At 62.8% G+C, this 15685-nt stretch carries 14 protein-coding genes; 12 read left to right on the top strand and 2 right to left on the bottom strand.

Annotated features, from left to right (window positions below):
* Positions 1-2: 2 nt before the first annotated feature.
* The 7 genes from AQ12_RS14660 (at position 3) to AQ12_RS14630 (ending at position 7517) form a co-directional block, all read left to right on the top strand.
* Complete coding sequence (locus AQ12_RS14660) at positions 3-1178, top strand: acetyl-CoA C-acyltransferase (RefSeq protein WP_048440682.1); 1176 nt, start codon at positions 3-5, stop codon at positions 1176-1178.
* 454 nt (positions 1179-1632) lie between these two features.
* Positions 1633-3078: a hypothetical protein gene (locus AQ12_RS14655; protein ID WP_048440681.1), complete on the top strand. Its 1446-nt coding sequence runs from the start codon at positions 1633-1635 to the stop codon at positions 3076-3078.
* A gap of 102 nt (positions 3079-3180) precedes the next feature.
* Entirely contained in the window at positions 3181-4998 is a 1818-nt protein-coding gene (locus tag AQ12_RS14650; protein WP_048440884.1) for an acyl-CoA dehydrogenase, read from the top strand.
* A complete protein-coding gene (locus AQ12_RS14645) occupies positions 4999-5238 on the top strand; it encodes a hypothetical protein (RefSeq protein ID WP_048440680.1) in 240 nt (79 codons plus the stop codon).
* On the top strand, positions 5235-6026 hold the full coding sequence (locus AQ12_RS14640; RefSeq protein ID WP_048440679.1) for an SDR family oxidoreductase: 792 nt from the start codon (positions 5235-5237) through the stop codon (positions 6024-6026). Before AQ12_RS14645 ends, AQ12_RS14640 begins: the two co-directional genes overlap by 4 nt.
* A 12-nt stretch (positions 6027-6038) precedes the next feature.
* Positions 6039-6467 (top strand): PaaI family thioesterase, encoded by a 429-nt coding sequence (locus AQ12_RS14635; RefSeq protein ID WP_048440678.1) that lies wholly within the window; start codon positions 6039-6041, stop codon positions 6465-6467.
* A gap of 33 nt (positions 6468-6500) precedes the next feature.
* The gene (locus AQ12_RS14630) at positions 6501-7517 is read left to right on the top strand and encodes an NADP-dependent oxidoreductase (RefSeq protein WP_048440677.1); all 1017 of its coding nucleotides are present in this window, start codon (positions 6501-6503) and stop codon (positions 7515-7517) included.
* A 45-nt stretch (positions 7518-7562) separates the two neighbouring features.
* On the opposite strand, the gene AQ12_RS23175 is transcribed toward AQ12_RS14630, so the two are convergent.
* Positions 7563-8000, bottom strand: a complete 438-nt coding sequence (locus tag AQ12_RS23175) for a hypothetical protein (RefSeq protein WP_048440676.1) — start codon at positions 7998-8000, stop codon at positions 7563-7565.
* Between the two features lie 385 nt (positions 8001-8385).
* Between AQ12_RS23175 and AQ12_RS14620 the strand changes: the two genes are divergently transcribed.
* The 4 genes from AQ12_RS14620 (at position 8386) to AQ12_RS14605 (ending at position 12756) form a co-directional block, all read left to right on the top strand.
* Complete coding sequence (locus AQ12_RS14620) at positions 8386-9027, top strand: hypothetical protein (protein ID WP_152682815.1); 642 nt, start codon at positions 8386-8388, stop codon at positions 9025-9027.
* 57 nt (positions 9028-9084) lie between these two features.
* The gene (locus AQ12_RS14615; RefSeq protein WP_048440674.1) at positions 9085-10707 is read left to right on the top strand and encodes an isovaleryl-CoA dehydrogenase; all 1623 of its coding nucleotides are present in this window, start codon (positions 9085-9087) and stop codon (positions 10705-10707) included.
* Positions 10708-10728: 21 nt separating this feature from the next.
* Entirely contained in the window at positions 10729-11694 is a 966-nt protein-coding gene (locus AQ12_RS14610) for a glutathione S-transferase family protein (RefSeq protein ID WP_048440673.1), read from the top strand.
* A gap of 96 nt (positions 11695-11790) precedes the next feature.
* Complete coding sequence (locus tag AQ12_RS14605) at positions 11791-12756, top strand: hypothetical protein (protein WP_152682814.1); 966 nt, start codon at positions 11791-11793, stop codon at positions 12754-12756.
* Here the strand turns inward: AQ12_RS14605 and AQ12_RS14600 are convergent.
* Positions 12741-13184, bottom strand: coding sequence for a hypothetical protein (locus AQ12_RS14600; RefSeq protein WP_048440671.1), 444 nt, complete (start codon positions 13182-13184; stop codon positions 12741-12743). The genes AQ12_RS14605 and AQ12_RS14600 overlap by 16 nt on opposite strands.
* Before the next feature lie 158 nt (positions 13185-13342).
* Here AQ12_RS14600 and AQ12_RS14595 point away from each other — a divergent pair, with 158 nt between their 5' ends.
* Entirely contained in the window at positions 13343-15682 is a 2340-nt protein-coding gene (locus tag AQ12_RS14595; RefSeq protein ID WP_048440670.1) for a Tex family protein, read from the top strand.
* Positions 15683-15685: the final 3 nt, after the last annotated feature.

The following is a 15685-nucleotide window of genomic DNA, read 5'->3' as shown; positions in this document are numbered from 1 at the left end:
AAATGAGCAATGCAGTCATCGTCTCTACCGCCCGCACACCCCTGGCCAAAAGCTGGAAGGGCGCTTTCAACATGACCCACGGCGCGACGCTGGGCGGCCACGCCGTCAAGCACGCACTGATGCGCGCAGGCATCGACGGCGCTGAGGTCGAGGACGTCATCATGGGATGCGCCAACCCCGAAGGCGCCACCGGTGCGAATATCGCGCGCCAGATCGCGCTGATGGCCGGCCTGCCGATCACGGTGTCGGGCGTCACGGTCAATCGCTTCTGTTCGTCGGGCCTGCAGACGATTGCACTGGCAGCGCAACGCGTGATTGCGGGTGAGGCCGAGGTTTTTGTGGCCGGTGGTGTCGAGAGCATCTCCTGCGTGCAGCAGGAAATGAACACGCACATGATGAAGGACCCCGACCTCGACAAGATGAAGCCCGAGATCTACTGGTCGATGCTGCAGACCGCCGAGCAGGTCGCCAAGCGCTACAACATCGGCCGCGATGTGATGGACGAGTACGGCGCTGCCAGCCAGCAGAAGGCCTGCGCGGCACAAGCAGCAGGGCGCTTCGATGACGAAATCGCCCCGATCACTGTCAAGGCCGGTGTGGCCGACGCGGTGATGGGTCTGCGCACCAAGGAAGTGACCTGCAGCAAGGACGAAGGCACGCGCGAAGGCACGACCAAGGAAGGCATCAGTGGCATTCGCCCGGCGCTTCCAGGCGGTGTCGTCACGGCGGGCAACGCGAGCCAGTTCTCCGACGGCGCGGGTGCCTGCGTCGTGGTGAGCGAGCAATACGCTGCCCGGAACAACTTGAAGCCGATCGGCCGGTTCCTGGGCTTCGCGGTCGCGGGTTGCGAGCCTGACGAGATGGGCATTGGCCCTGTGTTTGCCGTGCCCAAGGTCTTGAAGAAGCTCGGCCTGACGGTGGATGACATCGACCTGTGGGAACTGAACGAAGCCTTCGCGGTGCAGGTGATTTACAGCCGCGACACGCTGGGCATTCCGAACGACAGGCTCAATGTGAACGGCGGCGCGATTGCGCTGGGCCATCCATATGGTGTGTCGGGTCAGCGCCTGACGGGCCACGCCCTGATCGAAGGCAAGCGACGTGGTGCGAAGAAGGTCTGCGTGACGATGTGCATCGGTGGCGGCATGGGCGCGGCAGGGGTGTTCGAAGTCCTCTAAAGCGGGCGGTGTCTGTCATTGCGGGCTCGACCCGCAATCCATGACTTGCCGCGGCGGGTGCAGACCATCGTCTTGAGATGGCATTCCTGGGGATAGATACAGCGCGCACGGTTACCAAGTGCGCTGTTGTTCATCACCCAAGAAGAAAATGCAAGTCCGGTTTCACACGCGTTCCGTTTCACCATCACCCGTAGTAACTCCCTCCAGCGTCACCAACGCTCCTCGCTCTCCGGTCTCCACGGCACCACCCAAATCCATCACCACGGCCCGAAGGGCATGGCGAGAGGATTCCTGGGAGGACCTCATCTGTTCGCGAAAATCCACCCTGCTTGAATGCAGGCAGGTTGACGACGAACAGGCCGCGCAAGTCGCGTCGCTCTGTCTGACACACGCCCTGCACCATCCCGAGCAGGTCAAGCGCATCCTGTACGTCAACAGCAATGTCCGGCAAGCAGTGGCAGACCTGCTCGGGCACGGCGCGACAGCCGAACCCGGCCAGCAGGCGGCGCTCGCCCTGTGCCATCTGGAGGCGGGCTTCGAACTTGCGCCTGGACCGATGTGCGAGGACGTCCAGGAGTTGCTGCGCGAGCGCCGCGAACTTGACGATGACCACTGGGAATTCAAGTGCGAAAAGCATGGCTTGCATGACGACCACGGCCGGCATCTGCGGGTACCGTACTTTTATGCCGGCACGCGTTACAGCCTCGAAGATCGCAACTGTGAACTCGTCGCATCCAATGCAAAGGTTCTGGAGTGCCGGCACTTGCAGCAGGCGGCCGCGGGGACCGATGCGATGCCAACCAAGCAGTTCCTGCGCCGGATCACTTGCAGCGATGTGACGGGCCTTGATCGCGATGCGCTCGAGGCGCGTTACGCGAGTCACGCTGCGGTTGCGCCCACCATCAATTTCAGCCGCGACCGATTCGGCGCACTGGTGCAGCGCCTCGCGCTTCGCCTGGAACCGGGACAGGCCTGTTCGTTTTACGTGGGATGGCTGGCGCGTGAGTCGCATTCGATGCGCCTGTTTCTCAGGCGAGAGTCGAACGGACGCATCTGGGTGGGCCACTACGATCCGGGCGTCACCGGCAATATCCATCATCTGTCGCTGCTGCCCGAGCATCTGGCCCGACTCGACTTCGATCATTTCGACAGCGTGCAGGATTCCGATGCGCCGCAAGTGCTGTCGCTCGCGGTGGACGACGCCTGGATGGCGCGCAGCTGCGCAGGCGCGTTCGTGGCGGCCGACGCGTTGGATCAATTCGTGAGCCTGTGCCAGGCGATTGCGGACGGCAACGCGTGGGAAGTAGAAAAGTGCCTTTCAAACCTGGGGCAGGGCCCCTGGCCCTTCAGCAGCGATGCTGCAGCTCAACGCCTGGGCGACGGCCTCTATCACGCGCTGGTGAACGGACATGCCCGTGTGATCGGAACGTTCATGAAGAACCTCACCGCGCTTCGCGGCTTCACGCGCTCACAGCTTGCGACCATCGCTGCCGCCAGGTGCGAACTCAGGGTCTGCGGCTTGTACCACGCGCTCGCACGGGGGAATGCAGAGGCCGTTCGCAAGTTCATGGAGGCACTGCTCACGCTCGGACTGGAACCGGCGCAGCTTCAGGAAATCGTCGCGGCCCGGGACGACAGTCAAACCCCCGGCCTGTATTTCGCGCTGCTCAATGGACATACCCCCACCCTGTTGAGCTACATGACCGGCGTGCGCAATGCGCTGAGCTCGCAAGAGCAAATCGCCCGATTCGTCCAGGGCGCCGCTCGCGAGGTGAAGCGCGAGCTGGACTTCTCACTGAAGATGGCGGATGACAAAGTGAAAGCGGCTTTCATTTGGGGCCTGGGCAACCTGGAGCAAGATTTGCGTGACGCCAGCTTTCTGGAGCGCGAGGCGGCCTGACAAGGCCTGGCGCGGCCGGTGGCGTCGCATGATTGACATCCGGCTGCGGGTCGCTGGCGTATGCTGCGCTATCTCAGCAAACGCCAAGCGCACCGCATCGTCATGGGTCTTCGCCAAACGCTCGCTTTTCTTCTCTACGAATGGCTCGACGCCGATGAGCTGACCGCTCGCAGCCGGTTCGCCGATCACTCGCGTGAAACCTTCGATGCGGTGTTCGACACCTGCGAGCGCATCGCGCGCGAAAAGTACGCGCCGTTCAATCGCACCCTGGACAACGAAGAGCCGCGCTTTGACGGCGAGAAGGTGATCCTGCCCAAGGCGTCGAAGGACGCCTACGACGCATTCGCCGCATCGGGCATGCTCAGCGCCGCGCAGGACTACGACATTGGCGGCATGCAGTTGCCGTACACCGTCGAGTCGGCGGCTCATACTTTTTTTGCGATGGCGTCGGTCAGCATGGGCTCGGGCATGCTCACCGTGGGCAATGCGAACCTCTTGATGGTGCATGGCACCGAGCTGCAAAAGAAGGTATTTGCGCTCAATGAATTTTCGGGTCGATGGTCGGGGACGATGTGCCTGTCGGAGCCGCAGGCGGGGTCATCGCTGTCCGACATCGTGACGCGCGCCGTGCCCGATGGCGCTGACTTCGAGAGTGATCCGCTCGGGCCGCGCTACCGCATCAAGGGCAACAAGATGTGGATCTCGGCGGGCGAGCATGAACTCACCGAGAACATCATTCATCTGGTGCTGGCGAAGATTCCGGGGCCCGATGGCAAGCTGATTCCGGGGACTCGGGGGATCTCGCTTTTCATCGTGCCCAAGCGCATGGTCGATACCGATGGGCAACTGACCGGTGAGCGCAACGATGTGGCGCTGGCAGGCTTGAACCACAAGCTGGGATGGCGCGGCACAACCAATACCTTGCTCAACTTTGGCGAAGGCAAGTACGGAACCCCTGGCGCCATCGGCTACCTGGTGGGTCGTCCGCACGAGGGCCTGTCGTGCATGTTCCACATGATGAACGAGGCCCGCATCGGTGTCGGCATGGCCGCGACGATGCTGGGCATGGCGGGCTATCACGCATCGCTCGATTACGCGAAGAACCGGCCGCAAGGGCGACTGGTGGGACCCGCCGGCAAGGACCCCGCGCAGCCGCAAGTGCGCATCATCGAACACGCCGACGTCAAGCGCATGCTGCTCGCGCAGAAGTCCTACTGCGAAGGCGCACTGGCACTGGAGCTGTACTGCGCGCGCCTGGTCGATGAGCAGCACACCGGCCAGCCCGCTTCGGCCAACGAAGCGCGCCTGCTGCTCGAAGTGCTGACGCCGATCGCCAAGAGCTGGCCGAGCGAGTGGTGCCTGGAGGCGAATTCGCTGGCGATCCAGATTCACGGCGGCTACGGCTACACGCGCGACTTTCCGGTCGAGCAGTACTGGCGCGACAACCGCCTGAACATGATCCACGAAGGCACGCACGGCATACAGGCTGCGGACCTGCTGGGCCGCAAGGTGCTCATGTCGGGTGGCGAAGGGCTGAAGCTGCTGGCTGCCCGCGTCAACGCCACCATTGAACGGGCCATACAGCGTCCGGAATTTGCGCAGGACGCCAACGCGCTGGGCAAGGCACTGGAGCAGGTCGGCTCGGCGACCAAATCGGCATGGGCCACCGGCGATGCGCGCGAGGCGCTGGCCAATGCCGTGCCGTACATGCAGGCTTTCGGTCACATGGTGATTGCGTGGATATGGCTGGATGTGGCGTTGTCGATTCCCGCCGACGCCGCCCACGAACCCGCACATGTCGGACGGCTGGCCGCGACGCGATTTTTCTTCCGCTACGAATTGCCCAAGATCGGCGCATGGCTCAACGTGGTCGTCTCGCGCGACCCCACCTGCGCCGATGTGCCGGAGGATGCGTTTTAAATGACGGCGCCGCAAACCATCGAACGCATCGAGCGGCTGATCTGGATACTCATCTACGCCGGCCTGATCATGGCCATCACTGGCGTTGCAGTGCGTCAGGCCAGCCCCGCCGGCGCGTGGACACTGATCGCGGTGGGGACCGTCCTCGTGGTCACAGGCGTCGTGCTGATCTGGGTCCGGTCGCGCATGGACGAGAGCAAAATCCCCGATAACAAAACACAAGGAACCCCAGACAAATGATTCGCACCGCACCGCAACTGTTCGACCTCACCGGCAAGACTGCACTCGTCACCGGCGGCTCGCGCGGGCTTGGCTTGCAGATGGCGCACGCGCTGGGCGAGCAGGGCGCCCGCATCATGCTGACCTCGCGCAAGGCAGCCGACCTCGAAGTGGCGGTCGCCGATCTGCAGTCGGCGGGCATCGACGCGCGCTGGATCGCGGCCGATTGCGGCAAGGAAGAAGACATTCGCCGCCTGGCCGATGAAACGCTGGAGCGCATGGGCGACGTTCACATCCTGGTGAACAACGCAGGCGCTGCATGGGGGGCACCGGCCGAAGACCATCCGGTCGAGGCCTGGGACAAGCTCATGAACCTGAACGTGCGCGGCTATTTCATCCTGTCGCAGCATCTGGCCAAGAAGTCGATGATCCCCAACAAGTACGGCCGCATCATCAACATCGCATCCATCGCCGGGCTGGGCGGCAATCCACCCGAGATACAGACGCTGGCCTACAACACGTCCAAGGGCGCAGTCATCAGTTTCACTGAAGCTCTCGGTTGCGAATGGGGCAAGTACAACATCACCGTGAACGCGATCTGCCCGGGGTTCTTTCCGAGCAAGATGACGCAGCACACGCTCGACACCATCGGCCAAGACAAGCTCGCCAGCCACGCGCCGCTCAAGCGGCTGGGCGATGACGAGGACCTCAAGGGCATCACCGTCCTGTTTGCCAGCGACGCGGGCAAGCACATCACGGGGCAGTGGATCGCGGTCGATGGCGGGGTCAGCGTCATCACGGGCGGCTGAAGAAGGTCATCAATGGAATTCGGCGTTGATATTCCCTTTGTCCACCACCTCGGATTCGAGCTGGTGAAGTTTGAAGGCGGCGAGTCACAGATCGATTACCTGACCCGGCCCGAGCACCTCAATTCGTTCAACGTCACGCACGGCGGTGCGGTGATGACGCTGATGGACGTGACCATGGCCGTGGCTGCGCGCAGCGTGCAAAAAGAGATGGGCGTGGTCACCATCGAGATGAAGACGACCTTCATGCAGCCGTCGCGCGGCAAGCTGTCGGGCAAGGGGCGGCTGATGCATCGCACCGCGACGATGGCATTCGTTGAAGCCACCGTCTACGACAGCGAAGGCCGTGCCTGCGCGCACTCGACCGGCACTTTCAAATACGTGAAGCGATTGCCGACCGGGCCTTCCAGCGCCAATCCGCTCAATGTGATTTCGACAGACTGAAACCAATACCGATACCGATAACAGGAGAACACCATGCCCCAGAACAAACAGATCCACCTGGACAACCGCCCGCAGGGCGAAGCGACCGCATCCAACTTCAAGCTCGTGACTGTGGAAACACCGGCCCTGCAAGACGGCCAGGTACTGGTGAAGCACCACTTCATGAGCCTGGACCCTTACATGCGCGGCCGCATGAATGACGCCAAAAGCTACGCCGCGCCGCAGCCGCTCGGGCAGGTGATGGGTGGCGGCACGGCCGGTGAAATCGTGGAAAGCAAGTCAGACAAATACAAGCCGGGCGACAAGGTCGTGGGCATGGGCGGCTGGCAGGAATACTCGGTTGTGAACGTGGAACAGCCCGGCGCGCTGCGCAAGGTGGACACGACGCATGTGCCCCTGTCTCATTACCTGGGCGCGGTCGGCATGCCAGGCGTGACCGCGTGGTACGGCCTGGTCAAGATCATCGAACCCAAGGCAGGAGAAACCATGGTCGTCAGCGCCGCCACGGGTGCCGTGGGCAGCGCGTTTGGTGCGCTGGCAAAGGCGCGCGGCTGCCGCACGGTCGGCATTGCCGGTGGTGCACAGAAGTGCAAGTACGCAGTCGAGGAACTCGGCTTCGACGCCTGCATCGACTACAAGCAGCACAAGGATGTGGGATCGCTGTCGAAGGCGCTGAAAGAAGCTTGCCCCGATGGCATCGACGGCTACTTCGAGAACGTCGGCGGCGCGGTGATGGACGCGGTGATGACACGCATGAATGCATTCGGGCGCATCGCCCTGTGCGGAATGATCGCGGGCTATGACGGCAAGCCGGTGCCGATGGCATTCCCGCAATTGCTGCTCACCAATCGCCTCAAGCTGCAGGGCTTCATCGTCAGCGAGCACATGGAAGTGTGGCCCGAGGCGCTCAAGGAACTGGGCACGCTGGTGGGTACGGGCAAGCTGCGTCCGCGCGAGTCGGTAGCGCAGGGGATCGAAGCTGCGCCCGAGGCCTTCCTGGGCCTGTTGAAGGGGCGCAACTTCGGCAAGCAGCTGGTCAAGCTGGTTTGACAGCAAAAACCAGGCGCCGTATCCGGCGTCTGAGGGACTTTGCCGCTATAGCTCCTTCTCCGTAAAGGGCACCTTATTGGCAACGAGCAGTTTTTCGAGCGCCGCCATGCTGTATTTGGCCGCTGTCTTCGGATCACTCGCTTTTCCTGACAAGACACCGAGAAGACCTTCCTTCGACAGATCCTTGCTCACGCCCAGCCACTTGGCCACGACGGCCCGAAATCGAGGGGTGTCCTTGTGGGCGACGGATCTTTGAATGCTCATGCTGGCGGTGTTGCCAGTCTGGCTCGCGCCCATGATCGCAACAAATCCCCATTGGATGCTCCCGTCGTTGGCTGGAACGATACCCGCGCCAGTCGTTGGGCATCCCTCCCAAGCTGGGTTTCCCATCGGAAATGCGGTGTCCCGTCCCCTCAACTGTCCGTCCTGTCTCACCTGCGCATACCTTTGTGCAACGACATGCCGCATGTCATGCAGCCCCATGTCGGAAGGTCCGTGGTCCTGCGGTGGGGGTGGGGGCGGCTCTTCTGCTTGCACTGGGGAAGCCCCGGACGGGAGCTCTGCACCGGATTTCACGGCGGCGTTCGCGATGGTCGTGGGGCGGGTCGGCGCCGGCCGCGAAGGCGGTCGGGGCGCTTGATTTGAAGAAACCTTCATGCGTGGAACTCCGGAATTGCTCGTTGAGCTGTCGTACCCCCCACACCCTAGGGAACAGCCCGAGCCAGAAGGTTCCACCCTGCTGAATGCCGCTACACGCCTGTGCAGTTATTTGAACCTTTGGATCTATAAAGTTACGAAGACAATGCTATTTAACTAGACCGTTGACACATGGGTCTGGCGTCACTTTAGAACCCCACGAAAGGAAATCATGAAGCTTGAATCGGCCCGAAACAGCGCCCGCCCGGTTCCTCCGGTCCCACATAGCGAGCAGTTGCTCAATTCCGGATCACGAGCCGCAGATGTCAGGCGCGAAAGTGATCCGCCGCCGTACGAGCCTCCACCTTGCTATGAAGAAGATCCGGTCCCGCCGGCTGGCGCCGCGCCGTCATCGCTTGTGCAGGTCCAGCTTTCCGCGCGTGGGTTGATCGATGGCATCGCAGTGCTTCCGGAAATGGACGACGAAATTCCACCGCCACCGCCCGCTGCCGCTGAACTGCAATTGATGTACCCGCGCGAACCGCAGGGCGGCCTGCCTCTGGCCTTGAACCTGGAACTCGAATACTGCCTGGCCGAGTTTGCGTCAGGTGAGGCCAAAAAGAAAAGCATCGAGACCGCTGGCCGTTTTTACGCTCTCATCAGGGAGATTTCGCATCTGCCCGATCAAAAGTCCCAGCTCAACGCGTTTGACAGGATCTACCATGGCTTGAAGACTCCATCGCGCAAAAACAAAAGCGATTCAAAGTCATTTGCCAGAGCGCTTTTCAGGGAACAGCTCATGCCTGCAATTCGCAGGACCCAACCGCAGACGCCGGCACTGCAGGCCTTGAAGCAGGAGTTGCTTGGGGATTGACCGTGAAGGTGATGCCGTTGGCCCTGTTGCCGTTAAAGTGCGCACAGGAGACAAAGCATGCACAGCACGCACGAAGTCACCAACCAGCCGCAGCCGCTGGTGGACTACAACCTGTTTGATAGCAACCAGGCGCTGCGCGATGCGTTGAAGTTCAATGCGCCGTCGCTCGATACGGCCGAGCTTTCGGCCTTGGGCCGCAAGCTCGGGAGTGCGGACATGCAGGCGCATGCGCGGCTCGCCAACGTCAACCCGCCACAACTGCAGTCGCACGACCGGTTCGGCAGGCGAGTGGATCGTGTCGAGTTTCATCCCAGCTATCACGCGCTGATGGAAGCTGCGGTGGGGGCGGGGCTGCATGCGGGTACGCACGGCCATACGCTGCGCGCGGCCGGGTTCATGCTGTTTACCGAGCTTGAGCCGTCCATCCTCTGCCCGATCTCCATGACCTACGCGGTGATGCCTGCCTTGCGCGGCAACGCTGCCATCTTCAAGGACCTGGCGCCCCGGCTCACCAGCCGCGCCTACGACCCATCCCTCAGGTTGTGGAGCAACAAGTCCGGCCTGACGATGGGCATGGGCATGACCGAAAAGCAGGGCGGCTCGGACGTGCGCGCGAACACCACGCTGGCCGTCGCCGAGGGTCAGGACGACTGGGGCCAGCGTTTTCGCATCACCGGCCACAAGTGGTTTTTCTCCGCCCCGATGTGCGACGCGTTCCTGGTGCTCGCGCAGGCACCAACGGGGCTCTCATGCTTCTTCCTGCCGCGCGTGTTGCCCGACGGCAGCCTCAACGCCATCCAAATCCAGCGGCTCAAGGACAAGCTGGGCAACAAGGCCAATGCCAGTTCCGAGGTTGAGTTTCACTCGGCGACGGCATGGCTCGTGGGCGACGAAGGCCGCGGCGTTCCGCAGATTCTCGAGATGGGCACGATGACGCGCCTCGATTGCGCACTGGGCACCAGCGGTCTCATGCGGCAGGCGTTGTCGATTGCGCTCGATCACTGCTCGCAGCGCGAGGCTTTCGGCAAGCGCCTCATCGACCAGCCGCTGATGCGCAATGTGCTGGCCGACCTCGCGCTCGAATCCGAAGCGGCAACTGCACTGGCGATTCGCCTCGCACGCGCCTTTGATGGTGCAGGCGACGAGCATGAGCGCGTCATGGCGCGCGTACTCACCCCCATCGCCAAATTCTGGATCTGCAAGCGCGGCTCGCACTTCGCGCAGGAGGCGATGGAGTGCCTGGGCGGCAACGGCTACGTGGAGGAGGGCGGCGAAGGCATCATGGCCCGCATCTACCGCGAGATGCCGCTCAATTCCATCTGGGAGGGCGCAGGCAACATCATGGCGCTGGACCTGATGCGTGCGCTTCGCAAGGCGGATGTTGCTGCTGCCCTGGCGCACGAACTCGCACCGGCCAGGGGCGCGCACCCGGCTTTCGACCGCATGCTCGCCGCGCTGCCGGTGCGCATCGAGCAGTTGAGCGGCGAGATCGAAGCACGGCGGCTTGCGCAGGATGTTGCGCTCGCCGTGCAGGCTGCCTTGCTGCATCAGGGCGCACCGGCTTCGGTGTTCAATGCATTCTGCGATTCGCGCCTGGCCGGCAATTGGGGCCACGCCTTCGGCACGCTAGCTGCGGCCACCGATTTCGACGCCATCATCGCGCGGGCGATGCCTCGCTGAACACACCAAGAAAGACAACCAATGACTCCCGTCACCGATCTCATCCTGCATCACTATCCGCGCTCGCCGTTCTCCGAAAAAATCCGGCTGGTGCTGGGCAACAAGAAGCTCGCATGGAAGTCAGTGGTGATACCCGCCATCATGCCCAAGCCCGATGTGCTGACGCTCACGGGCGGCTATCGCAAGACGCCTTTCCTGCAGGTCGGTGCCGACATCTATTGCGACAGTGCGCTCATCTGCGACGTGCTCGAACACGTGCAGCCCGAGCCGCCCTTGTATCCGCCGCACCTCAAGGGCGTTTCGCGCGTCTTTGCGCAATGGGCCGACTCCACGCTGTTCTGGGCAGCGATGGCGTACAACCTGCAGCCCAAGGGCGCTGCGCATGTCTTCGGCAGCGCACCGCCCGAGGTGGGCAAGGCTTTCGGCGAAGACCGCAAGGCCATGAGCGCCAACATGATTCGCCTGCGCTCCGGCGATGCGACATCGGCCTATCGCTCGTACCTGCGCCGCATCGCGCACATGGCCGAGGAGCACGACTTCCTGTTCGGTATCGAGCCTTGCGTCGCCGACTTTGCGGCGTATCACGCGCTTTGGTACACGCGTGTGCAGGTCAAGCCGCTGGCCGACATCCTCAATGCGACGCCGGCAGTGCTCGAATGGATGGATCGCATGGCGGCCATCGGTCATGGCCGCCTGGAGGCCTTCGATTCGCAGAGCGCGATCACCGTCGCCAACAAATCGGAGCCGCTGCCACCAGGCGCCAACCTGTTGATCGACAGTGCATTCCAGGACGACCACGGTATCGCGCTGGGCTCGCGCGTGACGATCACCGCCGAATCATTCGGACCCGAGCCCACCGAAGGCACGCTGATGGCAGCCACGCGTACGCACTACACGCTTCGACGTGAAGGTCCGCTCACAGGCGCTGTGCATGTGCACTTTCCGCGCGTGGGTTACGTACTGCGCGCGGTGGAAGCCGTGGGCTGAGCGCGGCCAGGGATCAGACAGAGGTCTTCGAGACCACGATGCTTGTCGCCAATTGCGATGCACGCCTTACGCTGCGGTCATCCAGACAAGGCACACATGATCGGCAATCAGGCACCTATTCGCAAAAGCAGCAAATTACCCTCAACGGGGACTGTTGACGAGCGGCCAGAGCAACTTCAACAACCGACGACGTTGCACCTGGGCAGGCAGGCTCACTGGCCGCTGGTCCCCGGATCACAGCTTTGCGCATTGAGCGCGTCGGATATCTCCAGCCCGCAAACCCAGGATGATGCCGACCGAGATGCGCTCACCGAAGTCGTTGTGCATACGGCAGCCCGTTGCCGTGCTGCGCAGGCCTTTCACTTTCCGCAAGACGCTGTCCTGCATGTGTCGCGCTTTCTGTCGGCAACGGACCTCCAGCGTTTCGAAGCGTCGAGTCGTCAGGTTCTCGCGGTCATCAGAGCCAGCCATCCTGCAATGACTTACCTGGCGGCCCATCGTGTGGCGACGCAGGCAATGCGTGACTATGCGCCGCGACTGGATCAGGGATTGCGTGTGCGGCTCGATTTCTTCACAACCGCCGACCGAATCATGCACAACCCCGCCCATAACGACGTCCAGTTGCTGAAGGTGTTGACGGCATGGTTGGTGATAACCGCGATCCCGGGGTTTATTGGCGCGGCCATCGCGTCAAGCCCGGAAGAACATGCCGGCGCCCTGGTCTACAACAGCATGTGTGCATTGACGTTGCTGTGCAATGCGATGTGCTGGGTGGCCTGGTGCCAGGCGCGGTCCAACTTGCGGCAACACGTACGGCGCGGCATCGAGCTGGGCGATGCGCAACAGGCAATGAACCTTGCGCGGCCGGGGCTGCAAAACGCGCTGCAAATTCGCGCCGATGCAGCGCGCGAGTTCAGGCAGATTGAGTTGACGCCAGTGTTTGTCGCCTCTGAGCCCATCACGTTAACGGCGCGCGACCCAGATGACCCAGATTCGCTGGACGATCAGCCCGCGGCACTCGACGAGCCAGGCCGTGACCCAGGCGCTTACAGTTTGACGTGAGGCCGGGTTGCGTCCGGGTCGTAAGTTGTGGCGACGGGGACACCCTGCACCCTTGTGACGCGATCATCGATACGGGTTTCGATGTCGCGCAGACGCGTAGCCAGCGATTGACTCATCGCTTCGAGCTGTTTTTGAAGTTCTATGTAACGCGAGGTTTCAGCTTTGTCGGCGAGATCGCGCTGGACCTGCAAGGTGCGCTGGTTCTTGCCGTAGTCGATCTGGTGACGGGTTTCCTGCGCGCCACTGGAAATCAGAAAGCAGATCAGCGTGACTGCCAGCAGTGTCAGAAGCACGAGGCCCACCGAGCCTTCGCTCACCACCAGGCCGAAGCTCAAGGGGGCGGTGCGGGTGACTTCCGACCAGTTCAGGCCTGCGAATCCGAACGCGAGCGCGCTCAGGACAATGATGAGGATGAGACGTCCGCGCATATGCTTTTCTCCGAGTGTTTGGCTTGATGCGATTCTGGGCAGGCCACGGCCCAGCTTGTGTCAGTGAACGCGCCGAGACGGTGTCCGCCCGTGTGGCAAACTCGCGCCCTTCGTGCCACATGCACCGCCTCAAAGACCCACGGATTTCCAGTTTCAGCATGCAAAAGATTACCCGGCAGATCGCCGCAGAACTCAAGGTTCAGGAACAGCAGGTACAGGCTGCCATTGACCTGCTCGACGGCGGTGCCACCGTGCCGTTCATCGCGCGCTATCGCAAGGAAGCAACCAATGGCCTGGATGACATCCAGCTGCGCGAACTGGAAGCGCGGCTTTCGTATATCCGCGAGCTGGAGCAGCGCCGTGAAGCCGTGCTCAAGAGCATCGAGGAGCAGGGCAAGCTGACACCGGCGCTGCGCGCCGCCATCGAAGCCGCGCCGACCAAGCAGGAGGTTGAAGACCTGTACCTGCCCTACAAACCCAAGCGCCGCACCAAGGGCCAGATCGCGCGCGAGTTCGGCATCGAGCCACTGGCCGACAAGCTCTTTGCCGATCCGAGCCTCAACCCGAGCGAGGAAGCGGCGGCTTTCGTCAAGGCAGAAAAGGGCGAGGGCGGTGAAGACTTCACCACCGTGCCTGCGGTGCTCGACGGCGTGCGCGACATCCTGTCGGAGCGCTGGGCCGAGACGCCGGCGCTGGTGCAGCAGCTGCGTGAATGGCTTTGGACCGAGGGGCTTTTTCGCTCCAAGCTCATGGCAGGCAAGGACGAGAACAACCCGGAGGTCGCCAAGTTCCGCGACTACTTCGACTACGACGAACCGATTGGCCGCGTGCCCTCGCATCGTGCGCTCGCCGTGTTTCGCGGCAGGCAACTCGAAGTGCTGGATGCCAAGCTCGTCTTGCCAGTCGAGCCGGAGCCGGGTCAACCATCGCTGGCCGAGGGCAAGATCGCGCTCTATTTGGGATGGAGCCACGCCAAGCGCGCCGCCGATGACCTGATCCGCAAGTGCGTGGCCTGGACCTGGCGCGTGAAGCTGTCCCTTTCTACCGAGCGCGATCTCTTTGCCCGTCTGCGCGAAGAAGCCGAGAAGGTCGCGATCAAGGTCTTTGCAGACAACGTGCGCGACCTGCTGCTGGCGGCTCCTGCCGGCCCGCGCGTGGTGATGGGCCTGGACCCCGGCATTCGTACGGGCGTGAAGGTCGCAGTGGTCGACGCGACCGGCAAGCTGGTCGAAACCGCCACGGTGTTCCCGCACGAGCCCCGCCGCGACTGGGAAGGATCGCTGCACCAGTTGGGCCTCTTGTGCCGCAAGCATGGCGTTGACCTGATCGCGATTGGCAACGGAACAGCGAGCCGCGAGACCGACAAGCTGGCTGCCGACCTGATGAAGCGGCTGGAGGCCGTCGATCCGGGTCATGCCATTCAACGCGTCGTCGTGAGCGAGGCGGGCGCATCGGTCTATTCGGCCAGCGAATTCGCGTCGCAGGAAATGCCGACGGTCGATGTGAGCCTGCGCGGCGCTGCGAGTATTGCGCGGCGGCTGCAGGACCCGTTGGCCGAGCTGGTGAAGATCGATCCGAAGTCCATTGGCGTTGGCCAGTACCAGCACGATGTGAACCAGAGCGAACTGGCGCGCTCACTGGAGGCGGTCGTCGAAGATTGCGTGAACTCGGTCGGCGTGGACCTCAATACGGCGAGCGTGCCGCTGCTGTCGCGCGTGTCTGGTCTGTCGGGCAGTGTGGCCAAGGCCATCGTGCGTTGGCGCGAGGCAAACGGTGCTTTCAACAACCGCCTGCAGCTGATGGAGGTCAGCGGCCTGGGCGGCAAGACCTTCGAGCAGAGCGCGGGCTTCCTGCGAATTCGCGGCGGGACCAACCCGCTCGACATGACAGGCGTGCATCCAGAAACTTATCCGGTGGTCGAGAAGATGCTCGCGACCGCGGGCAAGCCGGTTGCCGAAGTCATGGGTCGGGCCGAAATGCTCAAGACGCTGCGGCCCGAACTTTTCGCGAATGAAAAGTTCGGCGTCATCACCGTGAAGGACATCCTGGCCGAGCTGGAAAAGCCGGGCCGCGATCCACGCCCCGACTTCAAGGTCGCGCGCTTCAATGACGGTGTCGAAGACATCGCCGACCTGCGCGAGGGCATGGTGCTGGAAGGCACCGTGAGCAACGTCGCCGCATTCGGGGCGTTCATTGACCTGGGCGTGCACCAGGACGGGTTGGTCCACGTGAGCCAGCTCGCGCACAAGTTCGTGAACGATGCGCGAGAGGTGGTAAAGGCCGGCGACATCGTGAAGGTCAGGGTGGTCGAGGTGGACGTCGCGAGAAAGCGGATCGCGCTGTCGATGAAGCTTGGCGATGCGCCGCCCCGGCAGGGTGGCGCTGGGCAGAACCGCTTTGAAGGCGCGGCGCGCGGCCAACGAGTGGCTCGTGATTCGGCACCCGTGAACACCGCGATGGCCGGTGCATTCGCCAAGCTGCAGGGCCTGAGAAAGTAATGG

It is taken from the genome of Caenimonas sp. SL110 (assembly GCF_001044395.1).
In the GTDB taxonomy this organism is placed as follows: Bacteria; Pseudomonadota; Gammaproteobacteria; order Burkholderiales; family Burkholderiaceae_C; genus Ramlibacter.
This window is presented reverse-complemented; position numbering and strand designations above follow the sequence as displayed.

Bases quoted from the DNA above. Each gene is read 5' to 3' on its own strand.
- AQ12_RS14660 (WP_048440682.1), top strand. From the start codon at position 3: ATGAGCAATGCAGTCATCGTCTCTACCGCCCGCACACCCCTGGCCAAA.
- AQ12_RS14650 (WP_048440884.1), top strand. From the start codon at position 3,181: ATGGGTCTTCGCCAAACGCTCGCTTTTCTTCTCTACGAATGGCTCGAC.
- AQ12_RS14645 (WP_048440680.1), top strand. From the start codon at position 4,999: ATGACGGCGCCGCAAACCATCGAACGCATCGAGCGGCTGATCTGGATA.
- AQ12_RS14640 (WP_048440679.1), top strand. From the start codon at position 5,235: ATGATTCGCACCGCACCGCAACTGTTCGACCTCACCGGCAAGACTGCA.
- AQ12_RS14635 (WP_048440678.1), top strand. From the start codon at position 6,039: ATGGAATTCGGCGTTGATATTCCCTTTGTCCACCACCTCGGATTCGAG.
- AQ12_RS14630 (WP_048440677.1), top strand. From the start codon at position 6,501: ATGCCCCAGAACAAACAGATCCACCTGGACAACCGCCCGCAGGGCGAA.
- AQ12_RS23175 (WP_048440676.1), bottom strand. From the start codon at position 8,000: ATGGGGCTGCATGACATGCGGCATGTCGTTGCACAAAGGTATGCGCAG.
- AQ12_RS14620 (WP_152682815.1), top strand. From the start codon at position 8,386: ATGAAGCTTGAATCGGCCCGAAACAGCGCCCGCCCGGTTCCTCCGGTC.
- AQ12_RS14615 (WP_048440674.1), top strand. From the start codon at position 9,085: ATGCACAGCACGCACGAAGTCACCAACCAGCCGCAGCCGCTGGTGGAC.
- AQ12_RS14610 (WP_048440673.1), top strand. From the start codon at position 10,729: ATGACTCCCGTCACCGATCTCATCCTGCATCACTATCCGCGCTCGCCG.
- AQ12_RS14605 (WP_152682814.1), top strand. From the start codon at position 11,791: ATGATCGGCAATCAGGCACCTATTCGCAAAAGCAGCAAATTACCCTCA.
- AQ12_RS14600 (WP_048440671.1), bottom strand. From the start codon at position 13,184: ATGCGCGGACGTCTCATCCTCATCATTGTCCTGAGCGCGCTCGCGTTC.
- AQ12_RS14595 (WP_048440670.1), top strand. From the start codon at position 13,343: ATGCAAAAGATTACCCGGCAGATCGCCGCAGAACTCAAGGTTCAGGAA.